14 protein-coding genes, 2 tRNA genes and 1 pseudogene are annotated in these 18,163 nt (G+C 27.9%); 14 read left to right on the forward strand and 3 right to left on the reverse strand.

The window, feature by feature from the left end:
- The first annotated feature begins 1 nt into the window (after nucleotide 1).
- The 5 genes from JFY71_RS09385 (at nucleotide 2) to JFY71_RS09405 (ending at nucleotide 6,595) form a co-directional block, all read left to right on the forward strand.
- The gene (locus JFY71_RS09385) at nucleotides 2–2,995 is read left to right on the forward strand and encodes a UvrD-helicase domain-containing protein (RefSeq protein WP_243660530.1); all 2,994 of its coding nucleotides are present in this window, start codon (nucleotides 2–4) and stop codon (nucleotides 2,993–2,995) included.
- Between the two features lie 42 nt (nucleotides 2,996–3,037).
- Entirely contained in the window at nucleotides 3,038–3,724 is a 687-nt protein-coding gene (locus tag JFY71_RS09390) for a response regulator transcription factor (RefSeq protein WP_243660531.1), read from the forward strand.
- Nucleotides 3,725–3,730: 6 nt separating this feature from the next.
- On the forward strand, nucleotides 3,731–5,131 hold the full coding sequence (locus tag JFY71_RS09395) for a sensor histidine kinase (RefSeq protein ID WP_243660532.1): 1,401 nt from the start codon (nucleotides 3,731–3,733) through the stop codon (nucleotides 5,129–5,131).
- Between the two features lies 1 nt (nucleotide 5,132).
- Nucleotides 5,133–6,050 (forward strand): hypothetical protein, encoded by a 918-nt coding sequence (locus JFY71_RS09400; protein WP_243660533.1) that lies wholly within the window; start codon nucleotides 5,133–5,135, stop codon nucleotides 6,048–6,050.
- A 206-nt stretch (nucleotides 6,051–6,256) separates the two neighbouring features.
- Nucleotides 6,257–6,595 (forward strand): hypothetical protein, encoded by a 339-nt coding sequence (locus JFY71_RS09405; protein WP_243660534.1) that lies wholly within the window; start codon nucleotides 6,257–6,259, stop codon nucleotides 6,593–6,595.
- A gap of 34 nt (nucleotides 6,596–6,629) precedes the next feature.
- On the opposite strand, the gene JFY71_RS09410 is transcribed toward JFY71_RS09405, so the two are convergent.
- The 3 genes from JFY71_RS09410 to JFY71_RS09420 form a co-directional block, all read right to left on the reverse strand.
- A tRNA-Leu gene (locus JFY71_RS09410) sits at nucleotides 6,630–6,713 on the reverse strand.
- Nucleotides 6,714–6,716: 3 nt separating this feature from the next.
- Nucleotides 6,717–6,793, reverse strand: a tRNA-His gene (locus JFY71_RS09415).
- Between the two features lie 85 nt (nucleotides 6,794–6,878).
- Entirely contained in the window at nucleotides 6,879–9,656 is a 2,778-nt protein-coding gene (locus tag JFY71_RS09420) for a transglycosylase domain-containing protein (RefSeq protein WP_243660535.1), read from the reverse strand.
- Nucleotides 9,657–9,776: 120 nt separating this feature from the next.
- On the opposite strand from JFY71_RS09420, the gene hflX reads away from it, so the two are divergent.
- The 9 genes and pseudogenes from hflX to JFY71_RS09465 all read left to right on the forward strand — a co-directional run bounded on the left by hflX (nucleotide 9,777) and on the right by JFY71_RS09465 (nucleotide 18,121).
- Entirely contained in the window at nucleotides 9,777–11,039 is a 1,263-nt protein-coding gene (hflX, locus tag JFY71_RS09425; RefSeq protein WP_243660536.1) for a GTPase HflX, read from the forward strand.
- A 1-nt stretch (nucleotide 11,040) separates the two neighbouring features.
- A complete protein-coding gene (locus tag JFY71_RS09430) occupies nucleotides 11,041–11,688 on the forward strand; it encodes a YigZ family protein (RefSeq protein ID WP_243660537.1) in 648 nt (215 codons plus the stop codon).
- Between the two features lies 1 nt (nucleotide 11,689).
- Nucleotides 11,690–12,411, forward strand: a pseudogene (nadE, locus tag JFY71_RS09435) (NAD(+) synthase).
- Nucleotide 12,412: 1 nt separating this feature from the next.
- Nucleotides 12,413–13,153: a YebC/PmpR family DNA-binding transcriptional regulator gene (locus tag JFY71_RS09440; RefSeq protein ID WP_243660538.1), complete on the forward strand. Its 741-nt coding sequence runs from the start codon at nucleotides 12,413–12,415 to the stop codon at nucleotides 13,151–13,153.
- 1 nt (nucleotide 13,154) lies between these two features.
- Nucleotides 13,155–13,907 (forward strand): prolipoprotein diacylglyceryl transferase, encoded by a 753-nt coding sequence (lgt, locus tag JFY71_RS09445; protein ID WP_243660539.1) that lies wholly within the window; start codon nucleotides 13,155–13,157, stop codon nucleotides 13,905–13,907.
- Between the two features lie 178 nt (nucleotides 13,908–14,085).
- A complete protein-coding gene (gene mraZ / locus JFY71_RS09450; RefSeq protein WP_243660540.1) occupies nucleotides 14,086–14,517 on the forward strand; it encodes a division/cell wall cluster transcriptional repressor MraZ in 432 nt (143 codons plus the stop codon).
- An 8-nt stretch (nucleotides 14,518–14,525) separates the two neighbouring features.
- Entirely contained in the window at nucleotides 14,526–15,467 is a 942-nt protein-coding gene (rsmH, locus tag JFY71_RS09455; RefSeq protein ID WP_243660541.1) for a 16S rRNA (cytosine(1402)-N(4))-methyltransferase RsmH, read from the forward strand.
- A 1-nt stretch (nucleotide 15,468) separates the two neighbouring features.
- Nucleotides 15,469–15,975, forward strand: coding sequence for a septum formation initiator family protein (locus tag JFY71_RS09460; RefSeq protein WP_243660542.1), 507 nt, complete (start codon nucleotides 15,469–15,471; stop codon nucleotides 15,973–15,975).
- The gene (locus JFY71_RS09465) at nucleotides 15,962–18,121 is read left to right on the forward strand and encodes a penicillin-binding transpeptidase domain-containing protein (RefSeq protein ID WP_243660543.1); all 2,160 of its coding nucleotides are present in this window, start codon (nucleotides 15,962–15,964) and stop codon (nucleotides 18,119–18,121) included. Before JFY71_RS09460 ends, JFY71_RS09465 begins: the two co-directional genes overlap by 14 nt.
- Nucleotides 18,122–18,163 lie beyond the last annotated feature (42 nt).

An 18,163-nucleotide genomic window follows, 5' to 3' on the forward strand; every position in this document is an offset into this window, starting at 1 on the left:
GATGAATTTAACAGATGAGCAAAAGAAAGCAATTAAAACAATCGATAAAAATATAATAGTTAATGCAGGTGCAGGAACTGGAAAAACGGAAGTATTAACAAGACGCTATATAGAAATACTAAAAAATGGCAGGCTTCCAAAAGATGAAGAAGTATCTAATATTGTTGCAATAACCTTTACTATAAAAGCTGCTAATGAAATGAAGGAAAGAGTTAGAAAATTACTTAAATCTGATAGTAACAAAAAAGTTCAAAGATTTATAAATGATATTAATGAGTCTCAAATTTCTACTATTCATAGTTTCTGTTCAAAAATTATAAGAGAAAATTCATTTTTTTTGGATATTGATCCAAATTTTGAAATACTAGATGAAATTGAAAGTAAAAAAATTTTAAACAATATAATCTCTAAGGTTTTAAATCCCGATGGAGAATATGATGAATTTTCAATTAAATTATTAAATTATACAGATAAAAATGAAGCCTTATTATTGATTTCAGAAATTCAAGATTTGTATACAAGTATTAAAAATACTATATTTTCATTTGAAGAAATAAGAAAAATGACTATAGAGGATTTGGAAAAATTAAACAAATTTAAAAAATCCGAGGAGATATACGAAGAGCTTATATATATTAGAGATAATGTTAAATTAAGAAAAAATACAAATTTATATAAATTTGTCAATGATAAGGATAAAGTAGAGAGGGTAAAAGAAACTGAAAATATTAGAATCTTAAAAGAATTATGGCAATGTATTTCTAAATTAAAAAATGAGGATATAGACTACTTAAAAGAAATTTTCAATTTGGAAATGCAATACAAAGAGTATTTGAAAAAAGATATATATTTGGATTTATTCAAGTTATTAGAAATTATTGAACAGGAATATAAATTAGAAAAAAAACAATTAGGAAAGTATGATTTTAATGATTTAGAACATTTAACTTTAGAACTATTAAAAAATCCCTATATTAAAAAGAAGATTCAATCAGAAGTAAGTTATTTAATGGTTGATGAATATCAAGATTCTAATGATATTCAAAAAGAGATATTTTATGAAATTTGTTCAGAAAAAACTATTTTAGATAGGAATAATATTTTTGTAGTTGGAGACCCTAAACAGTCAATTTATGGTTTTAGAGGAGCAAACATAAATGTTTTTGAAAATACAAAAAGGGATATTATAAATTCTAATGGTGAGTTAATAACTTTTGTTGACAATTATAGAACAGATAAAAATATTCTGGAGGGCATTAATAATATTTATGAAAACTTAATGAAGGACAGATATGATAAATTAATAGCTAATAAAGAAAGTGACATAGAAAATTGTATTAATTATTTTAACAATGATAATACTAAGGATTTAGAATATGAACCAGAGAGTTTTTCAAATTACCTATCAAGGCAAATAAATGAGGGTAAAAAGAACTTTGGGGATTATACTCTATTATTTAGATCGAGAAAAGAACAAAATTATTTTGAAAACAGTTTTTCTAAAAGAAATATTAAATATTATACTTTTGACTCTTTAGGATTTTTTGATTCAGAAGAAATAATTACAGTAATTGAAATTTTAAAACTAATAAAAAATGAGACTAATAATGTATCAATTTATTATATACTAAGATCTAATATATACAATATTAGTGACTCTGAAATATTGGAATTTTTAAAAACAAAAAACAATATAAAAATTGAAGGTATAATAAATGAAATTTTATATAAGACATCCATTTTAAAAGAGTTTTCAAAAGATAATATATCAAATATACTAGAAGAGATTTATAATTTATTTCAATTATATGAAAAATATAATTATACAGAAGATAATATTCAAAAACAAGGTAATTTATATAAACTATTGGATATTGGAAGGGAATACGATAATAATAATTTTACTTTTAATGATTTTTTCTATGATATAATTTATAATTCCAACAATGAAACTATGAAACAAGTTGAAGATGAAAATAGTGATGTTGTAAAACTCATGACAATACATGGCTCAAAAGGGTTAGGATTTAATGATGTAGTTGTTCCATATATAAATAAGGGAAAACCCAATAGCAAACCATTATTTAAATTCAATAAAATAAATGGTATAAGCATTAATTTTACATTAGCAAATTACAGATATAATAGTTTAAAGGAAGATGAAAGAATTGCAAGTGAAATTGAAGATAATAATATATATTATGTTGCAATGACAAGAGCAAAAGAAAATTTGTTTTTAGGCTTATCAGGTAGAAATTCCGGCTATAAAAAAATACTCTTACCAGAAATTAAAGCATTAGAAGAAAAAAATATGGCTAATGAGTTAATAGAGGAAGAATATTTTCAATGTGATTTAAAAAAAGAAGAGTATAATGAAAGTACATTATATCCACTTTGTAAAGATGTAAATTTACAAACAAATATAAAAGTAAATACTAATATTTCTAAGGTAATTGAATATTATAATAAAAGCAATATTAAGAGTGATTATAAGTCGTCAGAAGTTAAGGAGAATTTTAAAGAATTGCCAAGTGATATTATTGGCGATATTGTTCATAGATTTGCAGAAATCTATAAACCACCATATAATATTGATTTTAATGAAGTATTAAAAGAGTTTGGCGTTGATATAAAACATTTAGATGATTTTAAAATATATGTTGAGAATTTCAAGGATTTGTTTAATTATAATGCTGATGAAACCTATGAAGAAATAAGTTTTATTTATAAGTATGAAAATTGTTTTTTTAGAGGAATTATTGATAGAATAGAAATAGAAAATAATATTTTAAGAATTGTAGATTATAAAGTTTCTAAACTTAATAAAAAAGAAATAGAGAATAGATATTGGATTCAATTGGTCTTTTATGGAATTGTATGTGAAAAGATATTTCCAAATAAGACTATTGAATTATCAATTAAAAATATAAAGAAAAACTATTCTATTAAAATAGATTTTAATGAAGAAAAAAAGAAGAACTTTTTATTATTTTAAAAGATTATATAAATAATATTCAACAGTAGATGGAGGAATAGTGTGGAGGAAAAAATATTATTAGTTGAAGATGAGGAAAACATAAGAAAATTTACTAGAATAAATTTAGAGAGGGAAGGTTTTACAGTAATTGAAGCAGAAACCGGGGAATTAGGTGTAGAATTAGCCCAAAGTGAAAATCCGCTAGTTGTTATTTTAGATATAATGTTACCAGGTATTGATGGGTATGAAGTTTGTAGAATATTAAGAGAAAAAGTACCTAATATAGGAATTATTATGTTGACGGCAAAAACCCAAGAAAATGATAAAATTCTTGGTCTTGAAAGGGGAGCCGATGATTATTTAAGCAAGCCTTTTAATCCAAAAGAACTTGTATTAAGGATTAAATCTTTAATTAGACGATTGGAAAAACCGGTAAAAAATACAAATGTAATAACCCATGGACCATATCAATTAGATTTATATTCAAAAGCTTTTAAGAAAGATGGTGTATATATAGAATTAACTCCTACAGAACTTTCCATTATAACTTTATTTATGAAAAATCCAGGAAGGGCTTTTACAAGAAATGAATTGTTGGATTTAAATTGGGGAGAAGAATTTGTTGGAGATACAAAAATAGTTGATGTAAATATTAGAAGGCTTAGATCTAAAATAGAAGATAACCCAGGAAAACCAAAATATTTAGAAACTGTTTGGGGTACAGGTTATCGTTGGAAAAAGGATTGATGTATTTTGAAAATAAGCATAAAAAATAGAATAGTTAGTTCCTTTGTTTTATTAATAATATTTACAGTTGTAGTATTTGAAATATTTTCAATTTATTCTGTTAGATATTATTATTATTATTCAGTAATTTATGATAATTTGAGAAATGAAATAAAATATTCCCTAGAAATGTCAAATATTAATTCTTCCGATTATAATATAGAAACTTCAATACTTGAGGATATGGATCAATATTATAGAGGAATAAAATCTCAAGTTCAAATATTAACAAATTCTAAAGTTGTTATATATGATAGTCTTGGTACAGACTTAGTTGGTAAACAAATTAAGGGTTATAAGGACATTGATGATGCTTCTGAAGGGATGGATGGACAATATATTGGAAATGTATCTTATTCGGAAGACAAGGTAATGTCTGTATCTTCACCAATAAAAACACAAGACGGTCAGAAAGCAATTTTTAGACTAACAACTTCACTAAAGAATGTTGATTTGTTAGTAAGGGAAAGGTATATTGCGTTTTTATCTTTTGGAATTTTTGTTATATTAATTTCAATAGCAATAAGTGTAATAATGTCTAATAATTTAGTAAAGCCTATAAAAAATTTAACTAAAACTGCTGAAAAATTAGCTGAAGGACAATTAAATACACGAGTCGAGAGTTCGAAATTTGAAGAGATAGATGCTTTAAGTAGAACGTTAAATTATATGACAGATAATATTAAAGAAAAGGAAAAACTAAAAAATGATTTTATATCTTCAGTATCCCATGAACTAAGAACGCCCTTAACTTCAATTAATGGTTGGGCGACAACACTTCTATTTGAACCGGAAGACACTGAACTAGTTAAGGAAGGTTTAGAAATAATACAAGGTGAATGTTCAAGGTTAAGCTTAATGGTCGAAGAATTATTAGACTTTTCACGCTTTACTTCAAATAGAATTAAACTGGAAAAAGAAGAAACAGATTTTACAGAGTTAGCGATAGAAATAAAAAAACAACTTACACCAAGAGCTAAGTCATTAGGCATTGATTTAATAATAAATTTTGAACCAGAGCATATAATGGCAAGTTTAGATCCAAATAGAATGAAACAGGTTCTGATTAACTTATTAGACAATGCGCTTAAATTTACAAATACAGGTGGTGTAGTAATACTAAATTTAGGTGAAGATGAAAAGAACTTACATTTTGAAGTAATTGATACAGGTGTAGGTATTGATAGTGAAGAAATTTCGCTAATAACAGGAAAATTTTACAAAGGGAAAAATAGTAATTCTCACACTGGATTAGGCTTATCTATTTGTGAAGAAATTGTAAAACTTCATAATGGAGAAATGATGATTTCAAGTGAAATAGGAGAAGGAACTACGATTAAAATTTCAATTCCAAAGAAAGAGGAATAATATGAAGAGGATTAAGATAATATTTTTATTATTTGCAATGTCTATTTCAGCTGTCTTAATAACATCTTGTATGAATCCTGAAGAAAATGATATTAAAAGCTCTATAATGGCTCCTGAACCTAATAATATTATGTTAGAAGGAACTTGGAAGGTAATAGATGTTAAACAAAATGCAGACAATATGGAAACAAATACCGACCATATTACAGAAAATTTATATATTAGTAAAAAATTATTTAAATTTGGAAATAAAAGTATTTTAAGTCCTAATTTTACTAGTAAATACATTAATACAAATAAGTTTTTTAACATTAATTACCCTGGTATTAATCCTAATAATTTCACAAGTAATGATAATGTTGAAATAGTAACAATATCTGAATCAGAAGGAATTTCACAAGAGATAATTAAACTAGAGGAGAACAAAATTCTTTTAATAGCAGATGGCTATTTGTACTTCTTGGAAAGAATGTCAAATACCGTCGATGAATCAATTTATTTAAAATATAAAGAGGAGAATATTAAAACCAATATTGAAGCGTATAATGGGAAAATAGGATTATCCTTATCTATTATAAATAGAGCGGAAGAGGACGCTAGCAGTTATACAGACTATAGTTCTTATTATGTTTATTATGACAACTATAAGAAAGAAAATGCAACTTTGGAAGCCTATAAAGAACCGGGTATCTTTTTACCAAATAAAAATGATTTTAATGTTATAACATTTGATGAGATTTGGGATGGTGAAAATTACGAAGGAAAATTATTTAAAACTTTGGTAACAGATGATAATATAGCAGCTTCAAATAAAATATTAGATTCTGATGTACCTTTTGAACTAACATTTGTATCTGATAAATATATTTCATATAGCTCTAGTGACGTAATAATTCCAGTAACAAGTATTATAGAATAAGGGAATTAAATAGTGTTGAAAATCCTAATTATTATAATATACAGGATATAGCAGGAGATGAGGGATTAAAGTTAATAAAGGAAATATTAAGTAAACAAAATGAAAAAGATTCTTTAAATAAGAAATATAATTATCCAATTGATGATTATATTAATATTGGATTAGTTAGAGAAAATGGAAGTTGGCAATTTAAAACTAGTCTAGTATTGGGAGATGAAGAATTAAAATATAAAGATGTTAATATTAATATTGTTCCTAAAATAGATATTATAAAAAACAAATCTTCAGATATTAAATGGTCAGAAGAGAAGAAGAAAAATGAAAACATAATAGATATGATGTATTCACCAGAGAAAAACTTTTATATGAAATTGGATAATACTAATTTATATTTATATAGTATTGTTAATGATGAGCCTCTAGTAACTATAAAACTACCTGAGGGTAATAAAAATTTAATTAAGATTGAATGGATAGTAGGTAACAATGCTGATTTATGGAAGGAATACTTCATAAAAGCTGGTGGGGAGAGAATTCAAATATAAATAAAAAAACCTTGTGAATTTTCACAAGGTTTTTTGGTGCGGGAAAGAGGACTTGAACCCCCACGTCAAAGACACTAGATCCTAAGTCTAGCGCGTCTGCCAATTCCGCCACTCCCGCATATGGGGTGGATGATGGGATTCGAACCCACGACCTTCAGAGCCACAATCTGACGCCCTAACCAGCTAGGCCACACCCACCAAACGACTACTTGAATAGTATAGCATTTATTTTAAATAAAGTCAATAAAAAATCCTAAAAGAATTTTTCTTTTAGGATTTTTTATTATTCAGATTCTTCTCCGCCACCATCAACAACAGGTGGTGTTATAGAATTTTGATTATTGTTTTGGTTGTTGTTATTTTGATTATTATTCTGATTGTTATTTTGACTATTGTCATTATTATTTTGGTTATCTTCGTTGTTATTTTCGTCTTTATCGTCTTTATCTTCTTTTTCAGGTTTAGGTTTTTTAGCATATTTGTGAACGGAACAATAGGTTGTAGGTTCAGTACCTTTTGCAAATATTTCCGTTGTTACAGTACCATAGCTATAGCAAGCGCTAGTCGGCTTTCCTCCAGAAGAAGAACAAGCTTGAGTTCGGACTATTCCATCAGGTTCTTCAAATCTAGCAGATTCATAATTTTCTAGAATCGATCTATTAACAGCGTTCCATAAATATACAGCATGACCATGATTTTGAGCTAATTTTAATTGTTGATTATCAAAACCTACCCATGAGCCAATTGTATAGTATGGAGTATATCCAACAAACCAAACATCTTGGTTTTCTTGAGTAGTTCCTGTTTTGCCGGCAATGTCAAATTTGGAGTTTCTAGCTATATTGCCATAAGGAACGGTTAAAACATCTTTCATAATGTCAGTCATAACATAGGCTATTTGAGGAGATACAACATCTCTTTTTTCATTAACATCTTCCAATAAAACAGTTCCATCATAATTTAAAACCTTTGTAAAACTTAAAGGCTCAATATATTCACCACCATTTGCTAAAGCTGCATAAGCAGCTGTTAAGTCTAAATTAGTTACACCAAATGTCATACTACCTAAAGCCATAGGGGAAAGACCTTCATCATTTACTTTAGGATTTTCAGATGCTGAAACATAATTATCTTTAGATGGATCATTCTTATTAATGATTCCAAATTTTTCTAAATAGGATTTTGATGTTTCAATACCTATATCTTTTAAAGCTTTAACAGCATTAACGTTAATGGAATATTTAACACTTTCCCTTAAAGAAACCCAACCTCTATATCTTAAATCTACGTTATTAGGCCAAAGTTTACCATTTTCATAATGAGGAGCATCTTCTATTCCTGTAGCAGCAGTATATCCATTATCAAGGGCAGGAGTATAAACTGCAATAGGTTTTATTGTAGAACCAGGTTGTCTTGGAACATTAGCGGCTCTATTTAATATCATTCTACCTTCTTGGTTTCTACCGCCGACTATTGCTTTTATTTGTCCGGTTTTATGGTCTATAACTGCAATAGATCCTTGTGGTTGAGGTATTCCCTTAATATCAATATTAAAATACTTACTATTAAAAACTAAAGAGCCATTATCAGTAATACTATATAAATCTTCATATCTATCTAATAAAGCTTTGCTTAAAGTAATTTCCGAATCTGATTTTGTAATTTCATCATCTTTAGCAACAGCTTCTCCGGAATTTTCTATAATGTGGGTAACGAGATTTCTTTCTTCATTAATTGTATAGTAGTCTGAAGGATCTATGAAAGAGCCTAGTATTTTAAACTTTTTAGAAGTAATACTTAAACTACCATCTTCATTTAACTTATATTCATCCTTAGGCAAATACAAGTTACTATTTGAATCTACAAGGTTATTACCTTTGTAATAAACTACGGAACGTTTTGAATTAATTATATTTCCATTTCTATCTGCTGACCAGTCCAGCAGAGCAGGTCTAGTAGATGAACCTGAACCTCTTAAAACTATACTGGAGAAATTTTCAAAAACTTCTTCTACTTGGTTTTGCATATCAATGTCAATAGAGGAATAAACTTTAATTCCACCTGTATAATATTTGCTTTTAGCTTCGGCTTCAGTATAGTTAAGTTCTGTTTGTAATTTATCAATTACTTGTTTTGCAATTAAGTCTGAGTAATAAGAGGATATAACCTGTTTAGTAGAATTTTCACCAGGTTTAATAGCTTCAGCTATATTTTGTTTAGAAGCTTCGTCATATTCTTCCTTAGAAATATATCCTTCTTCATACATAGAACTTAAAGCGTGTTTTTGCCTAGCACTTGATTTATCATTGTAGACAACTTTATAATTTATTCCGTTAATTTCAATATCTCCTAAAACCATATCCGATTCCGATACATTTTGAGGAAGTACAGTTTTGTAGAGAGCGTATTCAACGGGGTTTTTTACAATAGAAGCTAAGGCAGCACATTCAGCTGTTGTTAGGTCCTCAACATTTTTAGAAAAATATGTTTTACTAGCAGCCTGAACGCCATATGCATTTTGTCCTAGAAAAACAGCATTCATGTATTTTTCCAGTACACCTTCCCTTCCCAAACCCTCAGTTAATTTTAATGCTAAGTAAGCTTCTTGAATTTTCCAATCAAGTCTTCTTTTGGACCCTGGATGGATATTTCGTGCAAGTTGCTGTGCAATTGTTGAAGCACCTCTCATAGAAGAGGAAAAGATATTATCTTTAATAGCACTTAATATTCCTATAGGGTCAACGCCATCGTGGTTATAGAATCTTCTATCTTCAATAGCGATAAAAGCATTAACTAAGTCTTTAGGTATTTTTTCAAATTCAATTAACTCCCTAAACTCTGTAGTTTGTATTTTCTCTATTTCGTTTCCTTCAGAGTCTAAAATTACAGATGTTTGGTTTAAACTATCATCTATATCACTTATATTTATAGTAGGGGTTTTTTCTAATACACCTACTATTGATACGCCTAAAGCTCCAGCAGCAAGGGTAAATATCACTAATATTGCAATAATAATTAACTTAATGAGCTTAGAGACGGATTCAGTAAATTTATTTTTCATTATTACCTCCAAGTTTATATCTTAATTATTATATCATAGGTATAAATATTTGTTAATTTACACATAGTAAATTAGTAATGATATTACAAAACTGATATAATTACTTGGTGGAGTAAAAATATGAAAGAAAAAATAATAGCTGTAACAGTAAAGTTACCAAATACAAAAATCGATTATAATAATAGAATAAATGAATTAAAAAACTTGATTATAGCAAATAAGGGAGAAGTTGTTTCGGAAGTAGTTAGTTCGAGAAAATTCATCGATAGCTCATTATATATAGGGAAGGGAAAAGCTGAAGAAATAAAATTTTTAGCTGAAGAACTAGAGGCCGATACTATTGTATTCAATAATGATTTAAGTGGCTCCCAATTAAAAAATCTAAGTGACTTAATCGATAAGAAGATAATTGATAGAACTAGTTTAATTTTAGATATTTTTGCAAATAGAACTAGAAGTAAAGAATCTAAGCTACAGGTCCAATTAGCACAAATGGAATATATGTTACCTAGATTAGTAGGCTTTAGGAAAAATCTGTCAAAAGCAAGTGCAGGAATTGGAACAAGAGGACTAGGAGAGCAAAAACTAGAACTAGATAGAAGAAAAATATCTAAAGAAATAAATAGAATAAAGAAGAAGCTTGAAAAAATAGAATCTACTAGAATTATAAATAGTAAAAATAGGGTTGATTCTAAAATACCTATTGTATCTTTAGTAGGTTATACAAACGCAGGAAAATCTACAATTGGAAATGAATTAACCAACTTTTATAAAAAAGAACAGTCTGAGGTATTTGCAAAGAAAAATATGTTGTTTATGACTCTTGATACAACAACTAGAAAAGGTGTATTACCTAGTGGATTAGAATTCTTAATTGCTGATACTGTAGGGTTTATAGAGGATATTCCAACTAATTTAATTGAAGCTTTCAAAAGTACATTAGAAGAAATAAAATACTCTGATTGTATTTTAAATATAATAGATTCTTCTAGTGAAAACATAGAGGAACAAATAGAAACAACTTATGAAATTCTAAATAGTTTGGAAATTTTGGATATACCTATTATTAATGTATTTAATAAAACAGATATAAAAAAAGAAATGGTTTATAACAAGGACATTCTATTGGATAATAATATCTATATTTCTGCCTATAATAAAAATGATATAGAAATATTATTACATGAAATAGAAAAGACTTTAGAATATAAATATGTGAATATTAATATGGATCTGTCTTATGATAGAAAGAATCAGAACATAGTTAGAGAATTGAAAGATAAGGGATATAATCTATTTGTTGATTATGGTGAATATATTAATATTAAAGCAAAGGTATTAAAATCGGAAAAAGAGTTGTTTTTAAAATATTTTAAGGAGTAATATGAGTTATAAAACTATATATAAAGAGGAAACTATAGAAATAGAAATTAAAAAATCAAGATTTATAGGATATGCTTCGCCTGTTAGTAGTGAAGAGGAAGCAATGGATTTTATTGAAAAGATTAAAAAGAAAAATCCAGGAGCAAGACATAATTGTTATGCATATATTATAGGTGAGAAAATGATTACTCAGCGCTACTCAGATGACGGTGAACCTAGTGGTACAGCGGGTATTCCTATACTAGAAATATTAAAGAAAAAGCACTTAACAGATATTTGTGTTGTAGTCACAAGATATTTTGGAGGAATATTATTGGGAGCCGGAGGATTAATTAGGGCCTATTCCTCTGCTTGTAATGAAGTTACAAACAAAGCGGTAATAGTTGAAAAACAAGAATTTTCTGAAATTAGTATAGAAGTGGATTATAATAGCTACGGCAGACTTTTAAACTATATAGAAGAAAACGAATTTTATATATTGGATAAAATTTTTGAAACTGAGGTTATTATAAAGCTTTATATAAAATCGGAAGTCGTTGAAAAATTTAAAAAAGATATTTTAGATTTGACAAGTGGCAATGTAAAAATAATAATAGATAATGTATTATTATTAACTACAAAAAATAATAAATTATATATTGAGGGATAAAATGAACTGTGAAAAACTAGAAAAAGATTTAATAAGTTGGTTAAAGGAATATTCAAAAAAAGCTAATACAAAGGGACTGGTTTACGGATTAAGTGGTGGACTAGATTCAGCAGTTGTAGCTGTAATTGGTAAAAAAGCTTTTAATAATAATTCCTTAGGAATTATTATGCCTATAAATAGTTTAAAATTCGATATGGAAGATGCAATTTTACTAGCAAAAGCATTTGATATTAATTATATAACTATAGATTTATCAGAAAGTTATGAAAATCTAATTAGTAAATTTGAAAAGAATAAAAATGAAATGGCTTATGCAAATATAAAACCTAGACTTAGAATGATTACCTTATACTATTATGCTCAAAATAATAATTTCCTTGTTTCAGGAACAACTAATCTTTCAGAATATACTATAGGGTATTCGACAAAGTATGGTGATGCAGGAGTTGATATTTCACCACTACTCGACTTAACTAAAACAGAGGTTTTAGAATTTGCCAAATATCTTGGAGTTCCTAAAAAAATAATAGAAAAAAACCTTCAGCAGGTTTATGGGAAGGACAAAGTGATGAAGATGAATTTGGTTTTACTTATAAGGAATTAGATAATTATATTTTAACTGGAAAAGGCAGTGATGAATTAATAAAAAAAGTTGAACATCTTAAAAGAATAAATCAACATAAAAAACATATGCCGGAAAAATTTGTTTATAGAGGAGAATAGTATGGCTGGACATAATAAATGGAGTAAGATTAAAAACAAAAAAGGAAGTGAAGATGCTAGAAGAGGTAAGGTATTTACTAAACTAGCAAGAGAGATAATAGTTGCAGTAAAAGAAGGTGGATCAGATCCTGAATACAATGCATCTTTAAAAACAGCAATAGAAAAAGCAAAGGCAGAAAACATGCCAAATGATAATATAGATAGAGCTATAAAAAAGGGCTCAGGTTCTAATGAGCAGGACAATTATGAAGAAGTGGTATATGAAGGTTATGGGCCGGCTGGAGTGGCAGTTATAGTAAGTTGCTTAACAGATAATAGAAATAGAACCGCTCCAGAAGTAAGGCATGCTTTTGATAAATACGGTGGTAATTTAGGCCAAACAGGTTCTGTTATGTTTACCTTTGAACGTAAGGGGCTTTTAATAATGGATCAAGGTGACTATGATGAAGAAGAAGTCATGATGACTGCTATTGATGCAGGAGCGGAAGACTTTAGTTCTGAAGATGGCCAATTTGAAATTATTACAGAAATGACAGATTTTTCTACAGTAAGAGATATTCTGTTAAAAGAAGGCTACAAATTTACTACAGCAGAATTAGTATATTTACCTAATAATGAAATAGATGTATCAAATGAAGAAGATATAAAGAATTTAGTAAAGTTAATAGATATTTTGGAAGACAATGATGATGTACAAAATGTTTATCATAATTGGAATATTCCAGATGATTTAGAGGCATAGTATGGAATTTAATTTTGATCCAGTTGCCTTTGAAATATTTGGAATTGAAATAATGTGGTATGCTATTATAATTTGCATAGGATTTATATTAGGAATGGCAGTAGCTACTAAATTAGCAAAATATAATAATATAAATCCGGATACGGTAATAGACATATTATTATATGCTCTTCCAGCAGCAATAGTTGGAGCTAGATTATATTATGTAGCTTTTCAGTGGGATGATTATAAGGATAATCTATGGGAGATACTTAATACACGTAATGGCGGTATGGCAATCTATGGTGGATTAATAGGTGCTTTTCTTGTAGGTGCTATATATTTAAAGAAGAAGAAATTAAGTTTCTTTAAAGTTGTAGATATTTTTATGCCTGCTATAGCCTTAGGTCAGAGTATAGGACGTTGGGGTAATTTTATAAATCAAGAAGCATATGGTGTAGCGACAAATCTTCCATGGGGCATAATAATAAACGGCGAAAAAGTTCATCCTACTTTTCTTTATGAATCATTAGGGGATTTTATAATATTTCTAGTATTATATAAAATATGTAAAGGAAATAGGAAGTTCGAAGGGCAAGTATTTAGTCTGTATTTAATTCTTTATGGAATATTGAGGTTTTTTGTAGAAGGATTAAGAATAGACAGTTTATACATTTTTAACTTTAGGGTTTCTCAAATACTTAGCTTAATTTTAGTAGTAGTGGGAATTATAATTTATATAATAAAAAATAAAAAAATAAATAAAAAAATTTAATTTTTAAAAGACGACTTAGTTCGTCTTTTTTTTGTTGAAATTTAAAGCTTATCTTTAATAATTAAGAAACTCGGCGAACTAATGTTTGCGTTGTTTTATAGTAAAATTTAATGTATCATAATATTAAGTGGTGAAAAGTGGGGAAAAGTGTCAAGAATTTGATTTAAGGTGGTGGGAAATGTTTATTGGTGAATATCAACATAATTTAGATACAAAAGGCCGATTAACTATGCCATCAAAGTTTAGAGACGAGTTAGGAGAAGAATTTTTCATCACAAAAGGAATGGATAACTGTTTATTTGTTTTTCCAGAAGATGAATGGGTTAAGATGGATGAAAAAATAAACGGACTTAAATTATCCAGAAAGGAAACAAGGGGTCTTGCTAGATTGTTTTATGCAGGTGCAATAAGTGTTTCTTTAGATAAAATGGGAAGAGTATTATTGCCACAAACATTAAGAAAATATGCAGGACTAAATAAAGAAGCCATAATAATAGGAGTTTCTTCAAGAGTAGAAATATGGGATAAAGAAGCTTGGGAAACATATAACGATGATGATAATTTAAACTATGACATTTTAACTGAAAAAATGACAGACATAGATTTTTAGAGGTAAATATGGAATTTAAGCATATTTCGGTTTTATTAAACGAAACAATAGATGGTTTGAAAATCAAACCTAATGGAATATATATTGACTGTACTTTAGGTGGTGGAGGCCATTCTTTAGAAATTGCTAAGAGACTAAAAAATGGAAGACTAATATGTATAGATCAAGATATTGAAGCAATAGAGGCAGCAAAAATAAAACTAAGTGATTTTATAGAAAACATTACTTTTGTAAAATCAAACTTTAAATATTTTTGTGAAATTTTAGATGAATTAAAGATAGATAAAGTTGATGGAATTTTAATGGATATAGGGGTTTCATCATATCAAATAGATAAGGATGAAAGAGGATTTTCATATATTCACAATAGTGAATTAGATATGCGAATGGACCAATCTCAAGAATTAACAGCAAAATATATTGTTAACAACTATTCATCTAAGGAGTTAACAGATATATTTTACAAGTATGGAGAAGAAAAATGGTCAAAAAGAATAGCTGATTTTATTGTTGAAAAAAGAAAAGATAAAGAGATAAGAACAACTTTTGATTTAGTTGAAATAATAGATAGTGCTGTACCAGTTGATGTTAGAAGAAGGTCAAAAGGACATTATTCAAAAAGAGTATTTCAAGCATTAAGAATAGAAGTAAATAATGAGTTGGGAGTTTTAGAAGAAGTTCTTCCTAAAATGATAGATTATTTAAATTTTGGTGGAAGACTATGTATAATAACTTTTCATTCATTAGAAGATAGAATAGTTAAAAATATTTTTAAAGATTTAAATACTTCATGTATATGTCCTCCAGAAATTCCAATATGTGTATGTAATAAGAAAAAGAAGATTAAAATCATCACAAGAAAACCAATTGTTCCATCTGAAGAAGAGATAGAACAAAATCCTAGATCTAAAAGTGCAAAATTAAGAATTGTTGAAAGAGTGAGGGATTAAAATGGAGGCACGTAGTTTTGAATATTACTATGAGGAAATTGAAGAGGATATAGTAGTTCCTAAAAAAAGAATAAAAAAAAGAAAAAAGAATTTAAATAGGCAATACAATAAAACAAAAACCATTAATAGAGCACAAACCAAAAGTGCAATAAATGCAAAGAAGTTAATAATTTCTATTTACGGTATTGTTAACTTGTTGTTAATAGCCATAACCTTATATGGTTACATTACATTGAGTAATGCTAGTTTGGAAATAACACAAATAAAATCCGATATAACTGAAATGGAAACTATAAGGGATCAATATAAGATGGAAATAGCAAAGTACTCATCTTCTGAAAGAATTGAAGAAATAGCTAAATATAATTTAGGAATGTCTTATCCTGAAGAAAATCAATTTTATTATTTATCTAATAAGAATAACTATGATAATATAGATAGCAAAGATAAAAATGAAGAATTATTGTTAGCAGGAGTAAAAGATAAGACAGAATATGAAAAAGAATAAGAATTTTTCAAAGTTACAAAAAACATTTCAAAATAGAACTATTGCTATTTTTTTAATATCCTTATTTATAGTGGCTATTTTTGCAGTTAGGCTTATATGGTTATACAATTCTGAATACAGAGTAAGAGCAGCTGAACAAAGACAAAAAACCATTGAAATACCAGCCCATAGAGGAAATATTTTAGATAGTAATGGAAATATATTAGCAGAGTCGGTAAAAGTAAATGTATTGTACTATATACCTGAAAAAATTTCTCAACAACAAAGGGATGTTTTAATTAATGGCTTAAGTAGAATATTAAATATTAATACAGACGAAATAAATGAAATAATAAATAGTGACTCTACAGTTAGAATTGCAGATGGATTAAAAAAGAAACAAGTAGATGAAATTAAGGAGTTAAAATTAAATTGTTTATCCATTTCTGTTGAAAATAAAAGATATTATCCTGGAAGCCCTTCTTTGTCATATATACTTGGTTTTGTAGACAAGGATAGTGATGGTATGTACGGAGTGGAAAAGTACTATAATGAAGATTTAAAGGGGAAACCCGGTTTAAATATTTTTTCAGGAACAAGAGAAGGCAATCCTATAGCTTTTGAAAAAAACAAGAAACTCAACGCTGTTGAGGGAAAGAATATAAAATTAAACATTGATGAAAACATCAATGTTATTGTTGCTAATGTCGCAAAAGAAGCTTATGAAAAATATCAACCGAAGAGTTTGTCGATTATTGTAAGTGAGCCAAAAACCAATAAAATTGTAGCTATGGAAAATTTTCCGAGGTATGATTCAAATAATCCAAGGCAAGGGCGAACTAAAGAAGAAAGCAATGAATTAGAAACTCTTTCTGAAGATGAAAAAGTTGAAAAATATTATGATATTTGGCGAAATATTGCAATAAGTGATACATATGAACCTGGTTCTGTATTTAAATTGATTACAACAGCAATTGCACTTGAAGAAAATACTGCAAATGAAAAATCTATCTATAAGTGTGAAGGTATTTATACAGATATTCCTGGAGTAAAAATAAAATGTATAAGATGGTATGATCCTCACGGCGATCAAACTGTGGAAGAAGCATTGGCAAATTCTTGTAATCCGGCCTATGTTAGAATAGCTCAGGATATAGGATATGCAAAATTTTATGAATATATAAAGTCCTTTGGCTTTGGTGAAGTAACAGGTATAGATATTAATGGAGAAGCTAAGGGGATAATTCCTAAAAGTGCAGAATCTATTAATTCTACACAATTGGCAACAATGTCTTATGGACATGGTATAGCTGTAACACCAATTCAAATGATTACTGCAGCAAATGCTATTGTTAACGGAGGCTATATTATAGAGCCAAAGGTTGTCAAAGAAATAGAAGGAAAAGAAGACAAAGAAGGACCTGCTGTAAAAAGACAGGTGATTTCTGAAGAGACGAGTAAGAGAATGCTTGCTTTACTAGCTAATAATGTTGAAAATGGAGCAGCTAGTGGAGTTAAGTCATCTAATTATAAAGTTGGTGGGAAATCAGGTACAACAATAAAAATAGAAGACGGAAAATATACTTCTGAAAAAGTAGTTGCTTCTTTTTATTCGACATTTCCAATTGACAATCCTAAATATTCGGTATTGGTAGTTGTTGATGAACCACAGGGAAGTAATTCAGGAAATGCTGTTTCAGGTTCTATTTCTAAAGAAATAAATAATCAAATAGTAAAATATAAAAATTTAGAAGATCATAGTTATACTGCAGGGGAAATAGAAGAGTCAACAGTACCGGACTTAATAGGTTTATCGTTAAAAAATGCAGTAAAACTACTAGAAAAAAATGATTTGAAGGCGAATATAGTAAACACTTCATTAAGTGATTCAATTATAATTACAAATCAGTCTATTGAAGCTGGTACCAAAGTCGAAAAAAATTCTACAGTTGATTTAAAGGCTGATGATTCAGGAACTTCTTTAATAAAAGTGCCGGATTTAATAGGTATGTCTAAGTCAGAGGTTAATATTGAAGTTGGAAGCTTAGATATAGAAATAAAAAATAAGGGAAATATTGAAGAGGGAAAGGTAAGTAAAACTATACCTGAATATAATGAATTTATAGAACCGGGAAGTAAATTAGAAGTTATATATGAAAGTGATTAATAGGCTAAAGATTATTCTTTTGCCTATTATTTATTATAATGC

This window comes from Miniphocaeibacter halophilus (assembly GCF_016458825.1).
GTDB lineage: Bacteria > Bacillota > Clostridia > Tissierellales > Peptoniphilaceae > Miniphocaeibacter > Miniphocaeibacter halophilus.

Excerpts from the sequence above, each read along its gene's own strand:
- JFY71_RS09465 (WP_243660543.1), top strand. The coding sequence starts at position 15,962 with ATGAAAAAGAATAAGAATTTTTCAAAGTTACAAAAAACATTTCAAAAT.
- JFY71_RS09420 (WP_243660535.1), bottom strand. The coding sequence starts at position 9,656 with ATGAAAAATAAATTTACTGAATCCGTCTCTAAGCTCATTAAGTTAATT.
- hflX (WP_243660536.1), top strand. The coding sequence starts at position 9,777 with ATGAAAGAAAAAATAATAGCTGTAACAGTAAAGTTACCAAATACAAAA.
- JFY71_RS09400 (WP_243660533.1), top strand. The coding sequence starts at position 5,133 with ATGAAGAGGATTAAGATAATATTTTTATTATTTGCAATGTCTATTTCA.
- lgt (WP_243660539.1), top strand. The coding sequence starts at position 13,155 with ATGGAATTTAATTTTGATCCAGTTGCCTTTGAAATATTTGGAATTGAA.
- rsmH (WP_243660541.1), top strand. The coding sequence starts at position 14,526 with ATGGAATTTAAGCATATTTCGGTTTTATTAAACGAAACAATAGATGGT.
- JFY71_RS09460 (WP_243660542.1), top strand. The coding sequence starts at position 15,469 with ATGGAGGCACGTAGTTTTGAATATTACTATGAGGAAATTGAAGAGGAT.
- JFY71_RS09440 (WP_243660538.1), top strand. The coding sequence starts at position 12,413 with ATGGCTGGACATAATAAATGGAGTAAGATTAAAAACAAAAAAGGAAGT.
- JFY71_RS09430 (WP_243660537.1), top strand. The coding sequence starts at position 11,041 with ATGAGTTATAAAACTATATATAAAGAGGAAACTATAGAAATAGAAATT.
- mraZ (WP_243660540.1), top strand. The coding sequence starts at position 14,086 with ATGTTTATTGGTGAATATCAACATAATTTAGATACAAAAGGCCGATTA.
- JFY71_RS09385 (WP_243660530.1), top strand. The coding sequence starts at position 2 with ATGAATTTAACAGATGAGCAAAAGAAAGCAATTAAAACAATCGATAAA.